The following is a 20603-nucleotide window of genomic DNA, read 5'->3' on the forward strand; positions in this document are numbered from 1 at the left end:
CGCCCAGTTGGTATTATACCAATGAGCGGGCGCGGGCTGGGTTATGGTGTGATGCGAGGCTACTCAGCGGCCCGGAACGTCAGCACAGGTTGGCCGTGCGTGGCATCATAGAGCTGCAGGGTACGCCCCGAGATGGTGTAGCGCGCTACTTGGGGTAGCAGCGCCAAGTAGGTGGTTTCTTGCGCCAACTCCGGGCACGTAGCTTTCGTGGATGCTTGGTTAGAAAAGTGTAGCTGCGGGGAGCCAGCTGTTAGCTCGTAGGCTCCTCCATACTGGTTGCAAGCAGCCCTACCCGAATTTCTAGCCGTGGAAGAAGGTAGCAGCAAATCGGTTTCGGAAGCAGTGGAAGCGGCCTGCCCGTTCACGTCCGTCAGTATCCAGCGCTGATCAAGCAAGTACAACGGTGCTGGCACCGGCGAGTCATCTTTCGTGCAGCTGCCTAGCAGCAATGTGGATACAAGCAGGAAACAGGAAAGAGTGGGGCGAAGCATAGCAGGGAAGAAGTAGGGCGGCGGCGAATAAGATACTTAGTAGAGAGCAAGAAGCTATAGATAGTTGCACAGGTCTATCAATACTTTGTAAGGGTATTGTAATATTAGCTTCGTAAGGTAAAGTTTACGATTTTACCTCCTCTATATAGTATCACATAACTTTATTACGGATGAAATATTCTAGCCTGCGTGTGCAGCCAATAGGCCTTCTAGCTATAACCGGTCTACTAGCTCTCACCAGCTCGGCCTTTCGCGTGGCCGACACGGAACCCGTTACGCGGCTGGTGGCGCTCATGCAGAGGTTTTACGTCCAGGCTCGGCCAGAAGTCAGCTACCTCCACCTCGACCAACCTGCCTATGCCGCTGGCGAAACACTCTGGTTCAAGGCTTACGTAGTAGATGCCCAAGCCCACCGGCCTGATTCGCTAAGCAAAGTGCTGTACGTGGACATGGTGTCGCCTGAGCAGCAGATTGTTTTCCGCCGTACCCTCGCGCTACGCGGAGGGCTGAGCGAAGGTGATATTGTGCTGCCAGATACGCTCACCCAAGGAGTGTACACCCTGCGGGCCTATACTAGCTGGATGCGCAACGCTGGGCAAGAGCTGTTCTTCTCGCGCCGCGTACCCGTATGGCAAGCTGTACCTCCAGCGGCGGGCGAAACGAATGCCTCGCGTACCGCCGCTCAAGCGCGCAAAATAGCCAAGGCCCTACAAGCCAGTGCTCAACCTGACGTGCAGTTTTTTCCTGAGGGAGGCGACTATGTAGCAGGTCTCCAAACTATGGTAGGCGTCAAAATTGTGGACGCCACAGGGCATGGCCTCGCGTTGCGAGGCGTAGTGTTAAATGATCGGGATAAGGAAGTAACTACGTTTACTACCCCCACATTGGGCATGAGTTCCTTTACTCTCACGCCTGAGCCGGGCCGGCGATACCGGGCTCACGTGGTGCTGCCCGACGGCTCGTCGGCCGACTACCCGCTTCCCGAGGTGCAATCTACTGGCTGGGTACTAAATGTGCGCGAAATAGGGGCTAACTACCAAGTGTATGTGCGTCATAAAGGCCCGGCAACTGGAACAACGGCGGGCGGTGAAGCCCTACGTGTGCTGGCTCACGTACGAGGGGTTCCCGTATACATCGGAGAGGGACACATCAATTCGGGCGAAACGTTTACAGCCTCCATTCCGAAGGCGAAGCTGCCAGCAGGTATCGTGCACGTTACTTTATTTGACGCACAAGGAACAGCCCAAGCCCAGCGGTTAGCCTTCGCGCCAGAAATTCAGGGCCTGCGTGTTACGCTCCAGCCAGACAAAACAGCCTATGGACCTCGCCAAGAAGTAAAGCTTGCCGTGGAGGTGCGCACGGTCACTGGCGAACCAGTCCCTGCGGAGCTGTCATTAGCAGTAGCTAATGTGGCTGGGCTGCCGGAACTCGGTAGTAGCACTAGTACCATTCAGTCTCACTTGCTGCTGACTTCCGATTTGCGCGGCTACGTGGAAAATCCTGATTACTATTTCCGAACCAACACAGCTGCTACTCGTCGTGCCCTCGACGACCTGTTGCTTACCCAGGGGTGGAGCCGTTTTGTCTGGAGCACCTTATTTACTGACACCTCTCCCATTGCTACCTACGACTTTCCACAAGAGCAAGCCCTTACCATAAGCGGCCAATTAGTACGCCCCAATGGCAAGCCTGTTCCCAATGGGCCGCTTACGGTGCTTGAAAAAAAAGGGCGTAGCGTAACTGAAAGCAATGCCAATGCGGCTGGATATTTTCTGTTCACTGGTTTTACTGGGCGCGATACCGCGCAGGTACTAGTACAGGCACGCACTGAAAAAGGTGGCAGCAACGTGTTGATTCGGCTGAATGAGTTGTGGCCGGCTCCTCAGCCGGCCTGGCCCGTGCCGTTTCTGCCTCCTGCTACCAATCCGGCTCCTGAGGTGGCCGCTTACGGTCAACGAAGCCGCCAGCAGCAGGTACTAGAACGCCAGTACCGTCCTGATACAACCAGTGGCATTGTATTGCGCAATGTGACAATACGCGGCCATAATATTCCGGTTGAGGATTCACGCTCTATTCATGGTGTTGCTAGCAACGTACTGCGCCTACGTGAGATACCTAACGCCGCTTCGTATAACAATATATTTGAGTTGATTCAGGGTCGGGTTGCTGGCGTACAAGTGTCACGCTCTGGGGCAGGCTATCGGATGCTTATCCGTGGTATTGGGAGTGTATTAGGATCTAGCGACCCATTATATCTATTAGATGGGATACGCATTGCAGATAGTGAGGCTCTAATTAATATTCCGCCGGCAGTGATAGAGCGTGTAGAAATTCTCAAAGGTGCTAATGCTGCTATTTATGGGGTAGATGGTGCTAATGGCGTGGTGGCTGTATTCACCAAACGTGGCAGCGATACTGATTATCTGCCAGCTTTAGGAGTGGTGGTGCGACGGTTGCCTGCTTTCTACCGTACTCGCGAGTTCTACGCTCCCCGCTACGCCACCGCTACTAGCAGCAAACCCGACCCACGCGCCACCACACTTTACTGGCAGCCAAAGGTTTCGGTGCCTGCATCAGGCCGCACTACCGTTCGCTTCTATACGGCTGACCAGGGGGGCGCTTTCCGGGCTAGTGTGGAGGGCGTGTCTGCCGGTGGGAAACCTGCTATGGGAGAGACGCAGTTACTGGTGTCGATGCAACAGTAGCTAGGTGGGCCAGGGTATGCTGTCTAGGTGCCTGTAGGAGGGAAAGGCCTTCTTACGTAGCAGATGGCAGCTATTGGTATACCCTTTCTCCTATAGGGAGAAGGAAAGACAGCTCACGAGGCAATCTTTTTTTCAGAAGCGGTGTTGGGCAGACATCGTTGAATTGCTTACCTTCTGCCATGCAAGTAGTAAAGACTTCCTTCCTAACCGCCGCATGTGCCGCAAGTACTCTTCTTTCGACGCCCGCGTGGGCTGCCGGTGAGCAGCCTAGCGGAGGTACTTCGGTTACGGTAGTGGTGTCGGCCTTGGCATCTACCAGCTCTGCCGTCAAGCTTTACTTCTACAACGTGCGCGAGAAGTTTCTTACCCACGGTGGCTATGCCTTCATGCGGGTAGTAAAGCCCGCCGGGCAGTCGCAAATTAGCTTGCCCGTAGATCTGCCCAATGGGGAATGGGCCGTGGCTATTACCCAGGACACGAACAACAACGATAAGCTCGACAAAAATATGGTGGGTATTCCCACCGAGCCATTTGCCTTCTCCAACAACGTGCGCCCCCGCCTTTCTCCGCCCGATTTTGAGGACTGTAAGTTTGTGGTGAGCGGCCCCGGCAAAGTAGTAACCATTAGCCTCACCCGGTAAGGCCTTATAGCTTGCGAAACGGATGACCACCCCGCACCAATCGTTCTAAAAGCTGCATAATGCGGGCGGTGCGTGTTTCTGTGCGTTTTGCTTCTGTTATGTGGTTTGCAACGGCTCGTTTCATACTACCCGTTAGCTTCTCGAAGCTTTCTTGCGCTTCGGGCCACGCTGCCAATCCTTCCTCTAATTCTGCAGGTAGCTCTATATACTCAGGAGTAGGATCGGGAGCGAGATGAAAACGCACGCACTGGCCTAGCTGTACTCCGGCGGTTTTGCACAGTTCCTTATTAAGCATGAGATAACGCTCACCCGTTCGGATGGGTTGCAGGCCTAGGCGGATGGGATGGCCATTCAGTTGGCCTACTACTCGCCGTACGGCCGGTCCGCCAAGTGCTTCCACTACGGAACGAGGTACTATTGCTATGGGCATAGGCATAAAGCTGGGCCCGCCCGGCTCTAATACTGCCTCAAAGAAAACAAGCGAATCGGGCATGCGCCGGATACGGGTTAATCGGCTGGTGCGTCGGTAGGTGCTGGACCCTGTAGAAGCGTGCCCAGTAGGGTCTTTTCTAGCTGACTGATAAGCGCTTCCTGGTCATCGAGGCGGCGCTGAATAGCGGCTGGTACTCGCTCTAGTTGCCCAAACAGTGCTTCTACTTCGGCAATGTACTCTAAGTGCGAGTCCATATACCACAAGGATTTTAGGCGTGAAATCACGTGAAGCAGGTCGTTATGAGGTGAGCTAGGCAGGAGAGTTGACATGAGCAGCCGTGGGCTAAGTAAGGTGCAATATTGTCTAAGTTAAGTCGAATTGTTCATGGTATTGCTATACAATCGTCCACTATTTTATTGGTAGAAGCCTATGGGCGCTGCGTTATCCTCCTTGGGGAGTAGGTAATACTGCTTTCTAGGTGATGGGCACCGGGGCGTCCTGCTCTACTCATATTCCTCTCATCAGCCGAAAAGTAGCACTTTCTGGGTAGGAGTTGCGTTGTACTACCTTCGAAAACGAGACAGGTGTATAGCTAGGCAAAACTCCGCAAACCTTTTGCCTAGCCACCAGCTTTTAGTCGCCTACACTTGAAACGCAACATCCCATGAAAATAGAAATCTGGTCCGACATCGCGTGCCCCTTCTGCTACATCGGTAAGCGCCGCCTGGAAGCAGCACTGGCGCAGTTTCCCCATCGCAGCGATGTAAAGATTCACTGGCGTAGCTTTGAACTGGATCCTGAAGCTAATCCGCAGCCTGGTACCAACCATTACCAGCTTTTGGCTTCCAAATACGGCAAAACCGAAACCTGGGCCCACGAGATGAATGCCAACATGAAGCAGATGGCAGCCCAGGAGGGGTTGGCATTCGACTTCGACCGGTTGGTGCTAGCCAACACGTTCCGGGCTCACCGGCTGGTACACCTTGCCGACCAGCACGGCCGCCAGGACGCAGCAAAAGAGCGTCTGTTCAAAGCATATTTGGAAGAGGGCCAAGACATCAACGACGAAGCCACGCTCAGCCGTTTAGCCGATGAGCTAGGGTTGCCCGCTACCCAAGTTGAGCATTTGTTTGCTTCCGATGACTTTACGCAGCAAGTGCGCTACGACGAGTATGAGGCCCGGCAAATTGGGGTGCGCGGCGTGCCTTACTTCGTGTTCGATGATAAATACGCTGTGTCGGGTGCGCAGCCGGCCGAACTCTTCCAGGAAGTGCTGGAAAAAGTGTGGGAAGAATCGCGCCCGCAACCAGTGCAGCTTGCAGGCGGCGCGGGTGCTTCTTGCGACATAGATGGCAATTGTTAGCCAACTACTGACAGCAGATAAACGAAACGGGCGGCCCTACCATTGGGGCTGCCCGTTTCGTTTATCTGCTATTGGGGCAGGCTACTGCTGGGCCCGCAGTATAACTAGGGGGCGCAATACGTTGCTAGCATCATATAGCCGAAGCTCTTGACCGCTAAGCTCATAGCCAGCAGTACGGGGTAAGGCTTCCAGAAAGAGCGTTTCTAAGGACAAGGCTGCGCAGTTGACCTTTGTAGTAGCGAGCTTACTGATAAATAACTGGTTGCTGCGGCCCGTAGAAAACTTGCCTTCGAAGCTATTGCAAGGGCCTAAACCGGTAATAACGTCGTTTTCAGAAAACTGCACATAGGAGCGAAATGACTCGGAGTAGCTGGAAACAGCAATGGGGGTACTTTCTACTTGCACCAGCATCCACTTTGTATTTCGCAACGCAGGCGTAGAATCATTGTCGTCTTGGCAGCCCGATAGCGCCGCGAATCCCAAAACACACCACAATAGCACAGGTAGTCGCATAGTACAGGTGAGAGCATAACGGGTGGTTACTACTATGCTGGTAGGAGCACGCTACCTCACCCAAAGGTTGCAAGCCCGTGTTTAGTAAAAACAAAAAGCACTGCCGGATAAGGCAGTGCTTTTTGTTTTTACTAAACACGGGCTACTTGGCCGGTTGTAATTGGTTAAGCTCGTTGGTGATGAAGTCCACTTCCTGGGGCGAGAGCTGCACGTCAATGGCGTGGGCGTTTTGCACGGCCTGCTCGGCGTTGCGGGCGCCTACCAAGGCTACCGAAACGCCAGGCTGTGCTAACGTCCAGCGCAGTACAAGCTGGCCCAGGGTAGCATTTTTGGTTTCTGCCATCGGACGAATCTTATCCAAGAAAGCGTTGACGCGCGTCACAAACTCTGGCTTAAACAGCGGGTGAGTAGCCCGTAGGTCGCTCTCCTCGAAGTGCTGGCCGGGCTTAATCTTACCAGTCAGTAGGCCTAGCTGCATGGGGCTGTAAGCCAAAATGGCCTTGTTATTCTCCAGGCAGTAGGGTACCACGTCCTTCTCAATATCGCGGCGCACCATGCTGTAGGGTACCTGATTAGAAGCCAGGTTCAGCACCGTTTCGGCTTCCTTCATTTGGTCTACCGAGTAGTTGCTCACGCCAGCGGCGCGCACTTTGCCCTGCTCAATCAGGCGTTGCACGGCCTCCATCGTCTCGGGGATGGGCGTGGTTTTATCGGGCCAGTGAATCTGGTAGAGGTCAATGTAGTCGGTGCCCAGGCGGCGCAGGCTGTCTTCGCACTCTTTGATAATGCTGGCCGGGGCGGCGTACTTATATACGTCGATGTCCTGGCCCTCATTGTTCTTGGTTTTCATGGCGAAGTCGCCCTTGGCCTCGTCCCACCGCATACCAAATTTGGTTAGGATTTGCACTTGGTCGCGGGGTAGAGTTTTGATGGCTTCGCCTACAATTTCCTCGCTCAGTCCTTGCCCATAAATTGGAGCTGTGTCGATGCTAGTAACACCCAGGTCGAAAGAAGCACGGATGGCCCCGACAGCATCGTTTTGCTCCGTGCCACCCCACATCCAGCCGCCCGCAGCCCAGCTGCCAAACGTAATGCGCGACACGCGCACCCCCGAATTACCTAATTCTATATATTCCATGGAAAAGAAAGAAAGTGTCAGATATGCTTCAGCCCAAGCATACGCTATGTGCTCTGGGTCGTTGAGGTAGAACCTAGTTCTGCGAGCAAAGGTTATAGTGGAGTATGTTTTCCTCCGTAGCTGTGGCAGGTTTGCTGGCCGCTACTGACAGCGGTAATAGTCGATCTGGTATTAGCGGCGGGCAGTGTTGTCCAGCATACAGGTAGTATAGGCCTGCGTGAAATAGCGCTATACTTACTTTCAGTTTATCCTATGCTTCATGCGGTATACAATGAAATACGCTTGGCTTCTTGCAGTGCCCGCAGGTATGCTGCTGCTATCATCCCAATCTTCCCCAGATGCATTCGTGAGCCAAGTGCAGCAGCAGCTCACGCGGTTTTACCAGGTTACCGCACCCGAAAAAGTTTATCTCCACTTTGATAAGGATACGTACGCGGCTGGAGAAACCATGTGGTTTAAGGCGTACGTGGTAGATGCTGCTCGGCATCGGCCGGATAGCCTGAGCCAAGTAGTATACGTGGATTTGCTAGATGCCAACCAGCGCATACTAGGTCACCAGACGTTGGCATTGAAAGAGGGTGGCGCGCCTGGCGATTTTGCGTTACCACTTGCGCTAGCGCAGGGCACTTACTCGGTGCGCGCGTATACCAACTGGCAACGCAATACACCAGAGTTTATGTTTACTCGGGCTTTCACGGTGTGGTCGGAGAAGCAAGCGGAGTCCGGGAGTACCATGCCAGTACCTGCAACTGATCAGCCCGATGTGCAGTTTTTCCCCGAGGGTGGCCAACTGGTGGCCGGGGTGCGCAGCATGGTAGGCATTAAGGCCCTGGGCACGAATGGTCGCGGGCTGGATGTGCAAGGGCAGGTGGTAGATGAGCAAGGTGTCGTGGCAGCTCAGTTCAATAGCTACCACTTAGGTATGGGCCGGTTTGAGATACAACCCGTGGCTGGCCACCGCTATACGGCCCGGGTGCGGCCTACTACCGGAGGCCCCGAGCTAAGCTATGCCTTGCCGGCGGTGCAGCCTACTGGACTTGCTTTACAGGTACAGGACCTTGGCGACGCTTATGGGCTAACGGTGCAGCGACGTAGCACGGCAGCTACACCTCCCGAAACCATAACCGTGGTGGCCCACGTGCGCGGACAGATAGCGTACCTACAGCAAGGCGAAGTGCGTGATGATATTCCCCTTGCCATTCGTATTTCAAAAAGCAAGTGTGCGGCGGGCATTGTCCATTTCACCGTATTCGATAGCCAACGAGCAGCTCGGTGTGAACGGCTCACCTTTGCAGATACTGCTCCTGGCTTACACTTGGTATTAGAGCCAAGCAAAAAGAGCTATGCTCCGCGTGAGCAAGTAACCTTGCGAGTGCGTGCCCAGGATGCGCAGGGAAGGCCAGCCGCTAGCAGCTTCTCTCTGGCCGTGACGAATGCTGCTCTTGCTCCTTTACTCACTGAGGCACCCAACATCCGAACTAGCCTTTTGCTGACGTCGGATCTCCGGGGGCAGGTAGAGCAACCGGGCTATTACTTTCAGACTCCTAGTGCTGCTACGGCCCGCGCCCTCGACGATTTGCTGCTTACTCAAGGCTGGCGGCGTTTCGTGTGGCAACCCGTACTAGCCGGTCAACTAGGGAGCTTTCCATATCTGCACGAGCAGGGGCTGAGCATGCGGGGCAGCGTAGTAGATAGCCGTAAGTTGCGAGTACCTGGTGTGCCCGTAGTACTTACGCGCTTCCATCCAACTGGGCAGCAGCAGGTTACTTCCGATGCCGAAGGGCACTTTGTATTTGCCGATTTCACAAGCCGGGATTCTACCCTAGTAAAGATTGAGGCTTTGCCTATGCGGAAGGTGCGTCACCCACAGTTGCTATTTGATACTGACCAGCCCGCTCTCGTAACTGGTGTCCCACCCATTCCGCTCCCATTACAGCCCAACGAAGCTGGACGTGCGGCGCGGCTAGCTAGTGTCAAGTCCATGTCGGCTGGTAGTATGGCTGTAGCCGGAGGCCAAGGAGTTGTGCTCGGAAACGTAACGGTGCATGGCACCAAGGCTGTTAAGCCTGACAACCGCCGCATCTATAGTCGTGCTGATGCAGTCATTCAAACAAAGGATATTGCAGGCATCACAACCTATCGAAACGTAATAGAGGTGCTACAGGGGCGAGTAGCTGGGGTAAGTGTAGTGGCCAACCAAGGGTTTGTGCAGATAACCATGCGGGGTACTACCTCGGTGCAGCAAATGCGCCTAAGCTCGGCCCCTTCTACTACGCCTACTTCTCGTATGCGCAGCCCAACTATTGAATCTAGTCCGTCGCCTAATACCAACGCGCCGCTTTTGCTGCTAGACGGGGTGGCTACTGACATCACTATGATTAACTCAGTACCGCTTGCCGACTTGGAAACGATAGAGGTCTTGCGTACGAACTCGGCGGCTATCTATGGGGAAAGAGCGGCGGCAGGAGCTATTGCGTTCTTCACGAAACACGCTAACCCCAACTATGACCCCGCCTCCGAGGCCAGTGTGGTACCACCTATGTACGTTCCTCCACGCTACTACCAGGCGCGTACTTTTTACCAGCCGGCTTATAGCAGTAGTACTCCTACTCCAGCTACTGACCAACGGGGTGCAACCCTCTACTGGAGCCCTAACGTGCGCACCGATGCCAATGGACAGGCAACAGTTTCGTTCTACTGTGGAGATACCCCCGGTACCTTCTTGCTGGTGCTGGAAGGACTTTCGCGGACAGGTAGCCCTGGGAGGGGCACTGCTACCCTACAAGTAACGGCGGCTAAATAATAAAAAGTAGAGGCGTACCGAAGAATTCAGCGCGTTCTGAAGCTCAGCAGTTATTGTTATACATAAGCGTGAGAAGGCCTCTGTGCAGTAGCGAGGCGCTTGTTTTGCTATGCCGCTCTAGGTGATTAGTGAAGCTCGTGGCTGGTAGTATTACACAATTTAGTAGGACTATATAGTCCCAGCAGGTGCAACTTACGCTGTAGCAGCCTAGTATAGACAGTGTATCTCACACCAGGCTTTACCTTCTCCATCATGAAGATTACCATTAATTCCATACTTGTTTTGCTTATCGCGCTTGTAGCTAGTTGCTCGTCGCCGGTAGCTGTGCAGCAAAAACCGGGGGTCGATTTCTCGAAATATCGTACCTACGATTGGGCCAAGACGGATGTAAAATCCGCTGACTCGCAGAATCCCATCTACAAAAGCTCCCTCAACGACCAGGAAATTCAGCAAGCCATTAGCAGCGAATTGGCTAAGCGTGGCATTCGGCCCATCCAAGGCAGTGCCAAGCCCGACTTCTACCTGACCTACCACCTCTACATTGAGGAGGCCGAGCGTACGGTAGCTAACCCGCCCGCCACGGGCTATGCATTCCCCTATGCTATGTCGTACCGGGGCCGTTTCCTGCCCATTAACTACGGGTACTGGTACACTTCACCGTACTACAACACGGGCTACCGTACCGAAACCTACCAGGAAGGCACTATGATTCTGGACTTCGTAGATGCCCGTAGTAATAACTTGGTATGGCGGGGTTCGGTAGCTGACGCCGTAAACAATCCCGCTCGAATTGGGGATGAGTTTTCCAAGGCTGCTAAAGAAATTCTGGACAAGTTTCCGGTAGAAGAGAAGAAGTAACGCTGCCATGTTACAAAGCCCCGCTTGCAGTGCAAGCGGGGCTTTTTTGTGAGAAAACGCCCCGAATGTAGAAGCTGAACAGTACTTATTTGTATCTTCCTATTTACAAGCCGGTAATAACTACGCACGGCGTATTACAAATGGGTAGGTATTGGGGTATGCAGCTTCTAGATGAAACCCCGGTTTTGCGGGTATATTATGACGAGCAACAACAGTGGCTCTACGCACAGTGGCATGGAGACCTTACCCAAACTGCTGTTCGTCAGGGGTGCGACTTACTCTTGGCGTATCAACAGGTCGGCACCACCACAAAACTACTCAACGATAACAGCCACATTGAGCAGCCCTGGCCCGAGGGAATTGTATGGGGTGCCCGCGTGTGGCTACCCGTCATGGTGCAGGCTGGGTTGCGTCATATTGCGTGGGTATACTCTACCCATCTCATCAGTCGTCTGTTGTTTGATCGGTCGCAGCCCGATGTGTGCCGTCCCATTGCTGCCGCTTTCGATGACGTAGCCCAAGCCGTAGAGTGGTTGCAACAGCAGCAACATTGCCCGCTGGTTCTCACTGCCGATACGCAACAGCTAGCCAAGAGAAGGTTCTGGCATAGGCTGCGAGAGTAGCCGGGGCTACTTATTAGTTATGGCAATAGGCGGCTTCCGGCACCAGCCAGCAACAAAAAAACGCTGCCCGGGTGGAAGCAGCGTTTTCTAGGTGGAAAGAGTGACCTAACCGTCTACTGAGGGCTGGTGGTCGTAGTTGAAGACTTCATCTTCGACTTTTTGGTGCGGGGCTTTTCCATGTCCTTCTTCATCTTGCGGTCGGCACGGCGCTGGGCAGCTTCTACACCCTGTGCAGAGCGCATGTCACTGGCAGGCTGAGTATTGCTAGCAGGTAGCGTGCCTACAGAGTTGGCAGGTTGCGCCGGTGGAGACGACTGCGGACTCATGGAGCCGTTGACCGTAGGTGTGCTTTGAGTAGGAGTAGTCTGGGCAGAGGCGGCTGAAACTCCGAGAGCAAGAGCAGCGACAAAGGCAAATACGATTTTCATAACGTCAGGTCTTAGTAAGTGAACGATCAGCTGACTGATCTGGGGTAGCATACGGCATCGGCTGGTCGGTTGTTCGATTTCCGGCTGGTGATAGGCTATAAGATTCTGACATGCATCTGCCCAACCTTAGTACTTAAGACTTGGCGCCACCACCCGTTTAACTGCTTTCTTCTAGCACCTTTACCATGCGTGCTACCAACGCGTCGTCGGTTTCCAACAGAGGCGTGTTCAACTCTGGTAAAGCTCCTGGCACGGTCGGGAGTAGCCGCTTCGCACTGCTATGGAACTCCAATGCGCTGGTACCTCGTACCAGGGCTGGGAGTGTTTCAGGCGTGATACCTGCCCCCGGCATGATGCTGATGCGCCCCGCTGCCTGCTCTACTAGCGCGGCCAGTTGGGTTATGCCCGCCGTAGCGCTGGGTTGCCCGCCCGAAGTCAGCAGGCGCTGGCAGCCCATTCCGATGATGGCTTCCAGTGCTTGCTGTTGATTGGCACAGCTATCAAAGGCGCGGTGGAAAGTAACCTGTAGGGGGTGAGCCAGCGCTACCAACTCGCGGCAGCAGGCCACATCTACGTAGTCTTCGGCATCTAACACGCCCAACACAACGCCCGCGCAGCCCAACTCCTGGCAAAGCTGAATGTCGGCCTGCATGATGGCTAGCTCGGCCGCGTCGTACACAAAGTTGCCGGGGCGAGGCCGAATCAGTACGAAAACTGGAATGGTGAGTAGCGCCCGCACTTGCCGGATAAGGCCGTAGGAAGGCGTAATGCCTCCCTGCTCTAAATTCTGGCACAACTCAATGCGGTGCGCCCCGCCAGCCTGGGCCGCCACGGCCGACTGCACAGAATTGGCGCAAATCTCTAGTACCCGATTCACGCCAGCAGGTATCCGCTGTTGATGAGCTGCTGCTGGTTGCTAGCATCGCACACGGCGTAGCTGAAGCCTTTTTGCAGAGCGAAGGCGCCGTGCTGGCCTTGGTTGTTCACCGCAATAAAGCACACCTGTATCTCGCGGGCCTTGTCGCCTTTGATTTTGGCCACGCGCTCTACGGCGGCTTTGCAAGCTGCCGTAGGCGAAAGCCCTTGGCGCATGAGCTCTACCACCGTGTGCGCCCCGGCAATGCGAATGACATCTTCCCCCTGACCGGTTGCTGCCGCTGCGCCCACGGCATTGTCTACAAATAGGCCCGAGCCAATGAGGGGCGAGTCGCCGAGGCGGCCGCGCATTTTGAAGCCCATGCCGCTGGTGGTGCAACTGCCGCTGAGGTTGCCCTGGGCGTCCTGAGCCAGCATGGCAATGGTATCGTGATTGTTGGCGCCGCCTACAGGGCCTACTTTCTTGTTGCCAGTATTCTCAATGTTGACAACGGGCTTGTACTGGCTGGTTTTCAGCCACTCACGGTAGGCCTTTTCGGCATCAGGACTGAGCTTCTGGGGCTCCAAGGGAAAGCCCTGGGCTACGGCAAATTGCTGCGCTCCTTCGCCTACCAGCATAACGTGGGGCGTGCGCTCCATCACGCGGCGAGCCACACTAATAGGGTGCTTGATGCGTTCCAGGGCCGCCACGCTGCCACAATTAAATTTGTCATCCATGATGCAGGCGTCGAGGGTCACAATACCGTCGCGGTCAGGGTTGCCGCCCAGCCCCACGCAGCAGTTCTGCGAAGATTCAGTAACCATCACGCCCGCTTCAACGGCATCCAGAGCCCGGCCGCCTTTACTCAGCACTTTCCATGCGCCCAAGTTGGCCGCCAGGCCCGCATCCCAGGTAGAAATAACCAGCGCTTTACCGGCAGGAGCAGCGGTGGGTAGGGGCGCAATGGCCGCGGCCCGGCCAGCTGCTAGTACCGCCAAACCGGCGGCCGATGAGGTAATAAACTTCCGACGAGTAGGCATAAGAGCACATGGGCTAAAGCGTGGAAGTCCAAAGAAAGCCGAAGTTCTGGGGGATACAAGCATTTGGCTTGCTCGGTGAGACATTAGCCACCAGATGCATACCCAGTTTAAGGTCGGCACGAGCCAGTTGGCAGGGTAAACAGCGCGAGTGCGGTAGACTGCGTACACGACCATACAGGCCCATTACTCCCGGGCCGTTAGCTTTACTGCACCAAGCCACCCCGAAGGTATCGGGGCTGAGTAGCGGCCTGCTGCACTTTCTTTCGCGTTTGCCCCATCGCATGAGTTTATTAGAAGTTTCCGGAATTACCCTGCAGGAAAAGGATAGCTACGCGCTACGAGATGTGAGTTTCACTCAGCAGGAACGGCAAAAGCTGGCTATTGCTGGCGAAACGGGGGCCGGAAAAAGCACGCTTCTGCAAGTTATTGCGGGCTTAGTGCAGCCCACGGCTGGTACCGTGCGGTTCGCCGACCGCCGGGTGTACGGCCCCCAGGAAGTGCTAGTGCCCGGCCACCCTGGTGTGGCCTACCTCTCCCAGCACTCCGATTTGCCCCGGTTCCTGCGGGTAGAACAGGCCCTGCGCTATGCCAATAAGCGGTCGGCTGCCGAGGCCACTACCCTCTACGAGGTATGCCGCATCAGTCACTTGTTAGAACGGCGCACCGACCAGCTTTCTGGGGGAGAGCGGCAGCGTATTGCGCTGGCTCGCCTGCTGTTGTCGTCGCCGCGCCTGCTGCTACTCGATGAGCCTTTCTCCAATCTCGACCGCGGCCACAAGCAGATTCTTAAAAGTGTGATTGAGGATATTGGTAGCCGCCTCGGTATCACCTGCATCCTGATATCTCACGACCCTACCGACACGCTTTCCTGGGCCGATGAGCTGCTCGTACTGAAAGCTGGGCAGCTTATTCAGCAGGGGCCGCCCCAGCAAGTGTACGCCCAGCCCGCAGACGAGTATACAGCCGGCCTTTTCGGCGACTACAATCTGCTGACGGGTACTGCGGCTACCGCCGTAGCTAAGCTGGCCGGGCTCCGCAAGAAAAACCAGTCTCTGCTGGTTCGGCCGGAGCAAGTGCGCTTAGCCCCACTCGCCGATAGCGGCTTGCCTGGCACAGTGCGCGCAACCCAATTTTTCGGGAGCTACTATGAGGTTACAGTGGAGGTAGCCGGCGCCAGCCTCAAAGCCAAAACCAGCACTTCTGACTATCTGCCGGGCACGCAAGTAGCCGTTACGCTCGGCCCCGGAGGCGCTTGGTTTATGTAAGCCGCTTATCGGCTGACGGGTAGTAAGGCGGCGACCGGTTGCCGAGTACCCACTGAGCAGTTGACGGCTTGGTTAGGCTCTCTGCGTTCCAAAAAAGCAGGTAAAATGCTTGGTTGCTTGGAGAGAATGCCTTTGATATTTTATATTTATAAAAATTTGTTCATACGCTCACTACGTGTTTCTGACACTGCCGACATGTTGATTATGAGTTATGAAAAGCAGTTGGCGCAATTTGGTATGCGGGATATGTTTTGGAGTACTTTTCGAGGATTTCTAGGTTTTCTACTACTCGTCTCGTCCTTCGATGGGCTGGGGCAGGAAGTGAAGAAAGTGGTGATAACGCACCAGAACCCGTGGTATAAGGAAGAGTATTTTGCTCTGGCCGCCGACAGGCAAATGAAGCAGGGTGCCTACCAGAAGTACGTGGGTAAAAACAACCTGCTGCAAACTACGGGCTACTACACACGCGGCCAGAAGGATAGCACTTGGATTGAGTACTACGACGACGGCGAAACCATGCGGGAGCGAGGTACTTACTACCAGGGCCAAAAGGTGGGAATGTGGGAGTACTACACTGCCCAAGGCACCCTAGAGCAAAACTACGACCACACGTACCAGCAAGTGCTGTTCAGCAAGCCCGCGCCCAACGATAAGCGCATATTCAAGCTCTGGAACGATGACCCGGAGAGCTGCCGCGACACGCTGCAACTGGAAAAAAAGCCCGCCTACATTGGGGGAGCAGAGGCCATGAACAGGAGCTTACAACAAAACCTGCGCTTCCCGCCGCAGGCCCTGAAAAGCCGTATTAGCGGCACTACCTGGGTAGGGTTTACCATCGACCCAGAAGGTAAGACGGCGGATTACAAGATCTTGCGCAAGTTGGGCGGCGGCCTCGATGCCGAAGCACTACGAGCCGTAAAGCTGATTCCTGCTACCTGGACACCCGGCCGCTTAGATGGCCTTCCCGTGGCAGTGGTGTGCGAAATCCCCATCACGTTTACCCTGCCTCCCGCGCCAGCTGCACCTAAGAAGGCCCCCCAAAAGGCTACTCGCCGGAAGTACGGGAGTAACACTCGCAAACGGTAGAGAAGGGCGGTTTGCCCACCGGCCACCGGCCTGGTGCCGGTGGCCCAGGCAGCTAGCAAGCCTTATCCGCGCCAGGAAAGCAGGAGCCGCCGGCCACCTTTCCTGACGCGGATTTGCGTTGTGGGGGCATAGGAACAATAGTCTGCTAAGTTGAATTCATCGGCAGCACTAGCTTATTGACCAGATGATAAGCCAGGTAGCAGGAGCAAGGGAAGAGGGTATAGGCGGTGGCTAAAAGCTTGTTTTTGAGTAAGCTGGGCTATATCCAGGCTGCGGGGCTTGCCGTAGGTCAAGAAGTAATCTGCTTCTAACCTGCTTTCAGTCTATGAAACCTGCGCTACCTCAATCGTTCCTTCAATCCTTATTTAAAGCCGGCCTGAGCCACCCGCCGGCACCAACTAGTAGCCACAAAAGAAGAGCCGGCGCTACCTGGCTTTTGCTCCTACTCGGTGTACTACTGCTGGGGACTAGCAGCTGCACCACTACCAAGCTGGGCGCTAGTGGTCAGCAGAAAGTACAAGGCAAAACGTACGTCATCATTGGGGCCTCTAGCGGCTTTGGGCGGGGCATGGCCGAACAGCTGGGCTCGTTTAAGGCCAACGTGGTGCTAGCAGCCCGCCGTACTGAGTTGCTGGAAGAAGTAGCTACCAAAATCAGGGCGGCGGGCGGTACGGCCTTGGTAGTACCTACCGACATCAGTCAACCCGACCAAGTGCAGCGCCTGGCCGATGCCGCCGTGCAGCAATACGGCCGGGTAGACGTGTGGGTAAATGACGTGGGAGTGGGCGGCATTGGTCGATTTTGGGAAATTCCGCTCACTGACTACTCCCGCCTGATAGATGTAAACCTGAAAGGCATCGTCTACGGGAGCCAGGTGGCCATTAAGCTATTTCAGAAACAAGGCAAGGGCGTGCTCATGAACCTGGGCTCGGTAGAAAGCGAGGTGCCCTTGGCCTACCATGCCGTGTACGCCTCCACGAAGGGCGCTATCCGCAACCTCGATCAAGCCCTCAACAACGAGCTTCGCCTAAACGGCTACTCTGCTATCAAAGTGGTGACCATTGAGCCCTGGGCCGTGGATACCCCCTTCTGGGGCCACGCCGCCAACTACAGCGGGGGCACGCCGCGCATGGCCGCCATGGCCCCCCCTTCCAAAGTAGTAAATGCCATGGTGCGCTCTTCGGTGCGGCCCCGGCAGGAGCTGCCCGTAGGTTGGAAAGCCCGCGGCGCCTTCTTCTCACATGGCCTCATGCCCCACTTCACCGAGCGGGTGTCGGCCAATATTGCTCACCGGTACCAAATCAAGACGGCCCCGCCGGCCCCGGCTACTCCGGGCTCCGTGCACCAAGCTATGCCCACCGGCCGCGGCGTGGACGATGGCGTGCGCCAGCGCATGAAAGAGGAAAAGCGGCAGCGCAAGCAAAAGAAAGCTGCTACCACTGGGTTGGCTCAGTAGCGCCCTGGCTTGTCATCCTATTCAATAGTACTAGCTACCTACTATGGACACGCAACCCATCGGGCCAAAAGCTCACGGTGCCATCGACTACGGCTTTGTAACGCTGCAGGCGCTAGCGCCGCACTTGTTTGGCCTGAAAGGCAGCGCCAAAACCCTATGCTATGCCTTCGCTGGCGCGCAAGGTCTTCTCAACGCCTTCACCGACCAGCCTTTCGCCCTGAAACGTTTGGTGTCGTTTCGAGTGCACGGACAGCTAGAAACGCCCTTTGTGCCTAGCCTGCTGCTGCTGCCCTGGGCTACGGGCGCTCTGCGCCAGCGCAAGGCCCGCCGCTACTTTGTGTCCTTCTTTGTCGTAGCGCTGGCCAACTACCTGCTCACCGACTACAAGGCCAACGAAAGACCAAACGGCCAGAAAAAGTAGCAAGCAGCACAACTGTCCCAGCCTGCTTTTATATATAGTGAATGCCCGGTGCCGAAGCGTATGGATACGCTTCGGCACCGGGCAGCTTGCTTCTACCGTTGCTGGCAGGTGTTTTACTTTTCCTCGGTTGCCACGTTCACCTGGTGTAAAAGTCACAATGTAACCTCTAAAATGCCCTGCAACCGAGGTGGTGGGCAGGGCATGTGCGTGCTCTAGGCCGGCAGACGCAGTTGGGTATCGAGCCAGAGGGCGCCTACTAGCACCAGCAGCATCACGGTAGCTACCAGCACCTGAGGGGCTATGGGCATAAAAGGAGCTTCTCCGTCGTCCCAGGAGGAGGCGTGGCGGAACAGCAGGGACGGGAAAAAGGACAGGTAGAACAAGCCAGGCAGGAAAGCTGCAACCCAAATTGCCAGTTGGCTGTCTTGCCCCGGGTAGTGGCCCCACAATAAGCCCAACGAGCCTAGGCAGGCAACGGTGATGGCAAATAGCCAGAGGGCGCTGTGGTAGCGGGCGTGAGGCAGCCAATCGGGGCTGAACAGGTGGGTATAGGGCTTTTTAATGGCATCGAAATACCAGCCGCCCAGGGTGAGGGCAACACCCGCAAAGGCAATTAGCGCTTTTACCGTCAGGAAGTTCATAGTAGCACGCGTTATGGGAGTAAGATAGGCTTTTTGAGGAATCTGCTACCCCCTACAATTGGCGCGAGGGGCTTACTAGAGGCCTGGTAGTAGAGGATGGTGCCGAGGTAATATAGCGGCCGGGAGCCGTGCAATTATAAGCAAAGGTATATGTCACAAATAGTAAGATTGTTTCCTGTACTTCCCGCCGATAACCCGCTAAACTTACACTTCCTGCTAGTATAGAAACGGGCTGCTGTGCTTGGTATAAACGTCACAAAAGCATGCTACTCGGGTCTTGCTGCAATACGCCTCCTTTCCCCACAACCACATTCTACACACGCTCATGAAGTCCAATCCCTCCTCCTTTTCGCGCAAGTCCTGGTTGGCCGTTGGCCTAGTATCGGCCCTAAGTCTCGGTAGCTGCGAAAAGAACTTCGACGCCCCTGATACAGCCGGTAGCTTATCGCAAAGCCAGACGGCCAACGCCTATGGCGAATCGGGGAAAGACTACGTTGCCAACGAACTGCTGGTCAAGTTCAAGGCTGGCTTGTCGGAAACGGCCAAGACTACGGCGCTGGCCCGCATCGGCGGCAAGGTGTCGGAGAAAATTCTCACCAAAGCCATGGAGCGCAAAGGCGACAAGGAGGGCCTGCTAGTAGTGCACACGCCGCTAGCAGCCATTGAGGCCATTACCAAGATGAAGGGTGGCCTAGAGGTAGAATTTGCCGAGCCCAACTACATCTATACCCACAGCGCCGCCACCAACGATACGTACGTGGCCAATGGCTCACTCTGGGGCATGGACGCCGCCAACCAGTACGGCAGCCAGGCTTCCACAGCTTGGGCGGCGGGCAAAACCGGTTCTTCCAGCGTAGTAGTAGGCATTATTGATGAAGGATTACAATTTGACCACCCCGACTTGGCCGGCCAGATCTGGACGAACCCCTACGACCCCGCCGATGGCGTGGACAATGACGGTAACGGCTACATTGATGACATTCACGGTTGGGACTTCGACGGCAACAACAACAGCGTATACGACGGTACTACCCGCGGTAGCTCCGACGACCACGGCACTCACGTAGCGGGCACCATTGGGGCTAAGGCCAACAACGGCCAGGGCGTGGCCGGCATGAACTGGAATATTACCATCATCTCCACGAAGTTTCTGGGGCGCCGGGGCGGCACCACGGCCAACGCCGTGAAAGCCGTAGACTACCTCAACGACCTGAAAACCCGACACGGCATGAACATCGTGGCTAGCAACAACTCCTGGGGAGGTGGCGGCTTCTCGCAGGCGCTCTACGATGCCGTAAACCGGGCCAACACCCAAAACATTCTGTTTGTGGCCGCAGCCGGCAATGGCGGCAGCGACGGCGTAGGCGACAACAACGATGCCGTAGCCAGCTACCCTTCCAACATGGATTTGCCCAACGTAATTGCCGTAGCTGCCATTACCTCGGCCGGGGCCAAGTCTAGCTTCTCTAATTATGGCGCTACCACCGTTGACATTGGCGCCCCAGGCTCGGGCATCTGGTCGAGCACAGCCTACAACATCTACGAGTCGTACAACGGTACATCCATGGCTACGCCACACGTAACGGGCGCGGTGGCTCTGTACGCTTCTTTGCACCCCGGCTCCACGGCTGCTGCCATCAAGCAAGCCATCCTGAGCAGCGCCACGCCTACCGCCTCGTTGTCGGGTAAGTGCGTAACGGGTGGCCGCCTGAACGTGAGCACCTTCTAACTAGCGCTAGCGGCCCAGGCCCTTCTACCAACATAAAAGCCCTGCCATGCTGGCAGGGCTTTTTGTTGGTAGCTAGGAAGCCCCACATTGGGGCAGGTGCAGCGCTAGCTGGC

At 55.6% G+C, this 20603-nt stretch carries 20 protein-coding genes; 11 read left to right on the forward strand and 9 right to left on the reverse strand.

The features are described from left to right. Positions 1 to 59: 59 nt before the first annotated feature. On the reverse strand, positions 60 to 491 hold the full coding sequence (locus CHB83_RS09770) for an META domain-containing protein (RefSeq protein WP_089332491.1): 432 nt from the start codon (positions 489 to 491) through the stop codon (positions 60 to 62). Positions 492 to 661: 170 nt separating this feature from the next. Between CHB83_RS09770 and CHB83_RS09775 the strand changes: the two genes are divergently transcribed. After that, the gene (locus CHB83_RS09775; protein WP_089332492.1) at positions 662 to 3196 is read left to right on the forward strand and encodes a TonB-dependent receptor plug domain-containing protein; all 2535 of its coding nucleotides are present in this window, start codon (positions 662 to 664) and stop codon (positions 3194 to 3196) included. A gap of 179 nt (positions 3197 to 3375) precedes the next feature. Continuing rightward, entirely contained in the window at positions 3376 to 3837 is a 462-nt protein-coding gene (locus tag CHB83_RS09780; RefSeq protein ID WP_089332493.1) for a DUF2141 domain-containing protein, read from the forward strand. Between the two features lie 4 nt (positions 3838 to 3841). Here the strand turns inward: CHB83_RS09780 and CHB83_RS09785 are convergent, their stop codons facing one another. After that, complete coding sequence (locus CHB83_RS09785) at positions 3842 to 4330, reverse strand: YdeI/OmpD-associated family protein (protein WP_089332494.1); 489 nt, start codon at positions 4328 to 4330, stop codon at positions 3842 to 3844. 14 nt (positions 4331 to 4344) lie between these two features. Further along, a complete protein-coding gene (locus CHB83_RS09790) occupies positions 4345 to 4599 on the reverse strand; it encodes a hypothetical protein (protein WP_143437087.1) in 255 nt (84 codons plus the stop codon). Positions 4600 to 4934: 335 nt separating this feature from the next. Between CHB83_RS09790 and CHB83_RS09795 the strand changes: the two genes are divergently transcribed. Continuing rightward, positions 4935 to 5633 carry a DsbA family oxidoreductase gene (locus CHB83_RS09795; protein ID WP_089332495.1) on the forward strand — a complete coding sequence of 233 codons (699 nt, stop codon included), beginning with the start codon at positions 4935 to 4937 and terminating at the stop codon, positions 5631 to 5633. Between the two features lie 81 nt (positions 5634 to 5714). On the opposite strand, the gene CHB83_RS09800 is transcribed toward CHB83_RS09795, so the two are convergent. Beyond that, on the reverse strand, positions 5715 to 6146 hold the full coding sequence (locus CHB83_RS09800; RefSeq protein WP_082455496.1) for an META domain-containing protein: 432 nt from the start codon (positions 6144 to 6146) through the stop codon (positions 5715 to 5717). 142 nt (positions 6147 to 6288) lie between these two features. Then, positions 6289 to 7284, reverse strand: a complete 996-nt coding sequence (locus CHB83_RS09805) for an aldo/keto reductase (RefSeq protein ID WP_089332496.1) — start codon at positions 7282 to 7284, stop codon at positions 6289 to 6291. Positions 7285 to 7591: 307 nt separating this feature from the next. On the opposite strand from CHB83_RS09805, the gene CHB83_RS09810 reads away from it, so the two are divergent. From CHB83_RS09810 to CHB83_RS09820, 3 genes are all read left to right on the forward strand, one after another. Next, entirely contained in the window at positions 7592 to 10087 is a 2496-nt protein-coding gene (locus CHB83_RS09810) for a TonB-dependent receptor plug domain-containing protein (RefSeq protein WP_179225502.1), read from the forward strand. Between the two features lie 252 nt (positions 10088 to 10339). Next, the gene (locus tag CHB83_RS09815) at positions 10340 to 10945 is read left to right on the forward strand and encodes a DUF4136 domain-containing protein (RefSeq protein ID WP_045687035.1); all 606 of its coding nucleotides are present in this window, start codon (positions 10340 to 10342) and stop codon (positions 10943 to 10945) included. A gap of 158 nt (positions 10946 to 11103) precedes the next feature. Next, positions 11104 to 11568, forward strand: a complete 465-nt coding sequence (locus CHB83_RS09820) for a hypothetical protein (protein WP_143437089.1) — start codon at positions 11104 to 11106, stop codon at positions 11566 to 11568. A 113-nt stretch (positions 11569 to 11681) separates the two neighbouring features. On the opposite strand, the gene CHB83_RS09825 is transcribed toward CHB83_RS09820, so the two are convergent. The 3 genes from CHB83_RS09825 to CHB83_RS09835 form a co-directional block, all read right to left on the reverse strand. Then, complete coding sequence (locus tag CHB83_RS09825; RefSeq protein WP_045687037.1) at positions 11682 to 11996, reverse strand: hypothetical protein; 315 nt, start codon at positions 11994 to 11996, stop codon at positions 11682 to 11684. Between the two features lie 157 nt (positions 11997 to 12153). After that, complete coding sequence (locus tag CHB83_RS09830; protein WP_089332499.1) at positions 12154 to 12873, reverse strand: copper homeostasis protein CutC; 720 nt, start codon at positions 12871 to 12873, stop codon at positions 12154 to 12156. Further along, positions 12870 to 13892 (reverse strand): N(4)-(beta-N-acetylglucosaminyl)-L-asparaginase, encoded by a 1023-nt coding sequence (locus tag CHB83_RS09835; RefSeq protein ID WP_089332500.1) that lies wholly within the window; start codon positions 13890 to 13892, stop codon positions 12870 to 12872. The genes CHB83_RS09830 and CHB83_RS09835 overlap by 4 nt, the downstream gene beginning before the upstream one ends. A 281-nt stretch (positions 13893 to 14173) precedes the next feature. Between CHB83_RS09835 and CHB83_RS09840 the strand changes: the two genes are divergently transcribed. The 4 genes from CHB83_RS09840 (at position 14174) to CHB83_RS09855 (ending at position 18120) form a co-directional block, all read left to right on the forward strand. Further along, positions 14174 to 15157, forward strand: coding sequence for an ABC transporter ATP-binding protein (locus tag CHB83_RS09840; RefSeq protein WP_089332501.1), 984 nt, complete (start codon positions 14174 to 14176; stop codon positions 15155 to 15157). A gap of 195 nt (positions 15158 to 15352) precedes the next feature. After that, a complete protein-coding gene (locus tag CHB83_RS09845) occupies positions 15353 to 16243 on the forward strand; it encodes an energy transducer TonB (RefSeq protein WP_179225503.1) in 891 nt (296 codons plus the stop codon). Positions 16244 to 16568: 325 nt separating this feature from the next. Beyond that, positions 16569 to 17699: an SDR family NAD(P)-dependent oxidoreductase gene (locus CHB83_RS09850; RefSeq protein ID WP_089332503.1), complete on the forward strand. Its 1131-nt coding sequence runs from the start codon at positions 16569 to 16571 to the stop codon at positions 17697 to 17699. Between the two features lie 43 nt (positions 17700 to 17742). Beyond that, positions 17743 to 18120 (forward strand): hypothetical protein, encoded by a 378-nt coding sequence (locus CHB83_RS09855; RefSeq protein WP_089332504.1) that lies wholly within the window; start codon positions 17743 to 17745, stop codon positions 18118 to 18120. Positions 18121 to 18332: 212 nt separating this feature from the next. Here CHB83_RS09855 and CHB83_RS09860 read toward each other — a convergent pair whose 3' ends face one another. Then, positions 18333 to 18761, reverse strand: a complete 429-nt coding sequence (locus CHB83_RS09860; RefSeq protein WP_089332505.1) for a hypothetical protein — start codon at positions 18759 to 18761, stop codon at positions 18333 to 18335. A gap of 325 nt (positions 18762 to 19086) precedes the next feature. Between CHB83_RS09860 and CHB83_RS09865 the strand changes: the two genes are divergently transcribed. After that, positions 19087 to 20490 carry a S8 family peptidase gene (locus tag CHB83_RS09865; protein WP_089332552.1) on the forward strand — a complete coding sequence of 468 codons (1404 nt, stop codon included), beginning with the start codon at positions 19087 to 19089 and terminating at the stop codon, positions 20488 to 20490. The last annotated feature ends 113 nt before the right edge of the window (positions 20491 to 20603 follow it).

The organism is Hymenobacter mucosus (assembly GCF_900188255.1).
Classification (GTDB): Bacteria; Bacteroidota; Bacteroidia; order Cytophagales; family Hymenobacteraceae; genus Hymenobacter; species Hymenobacter mucosus.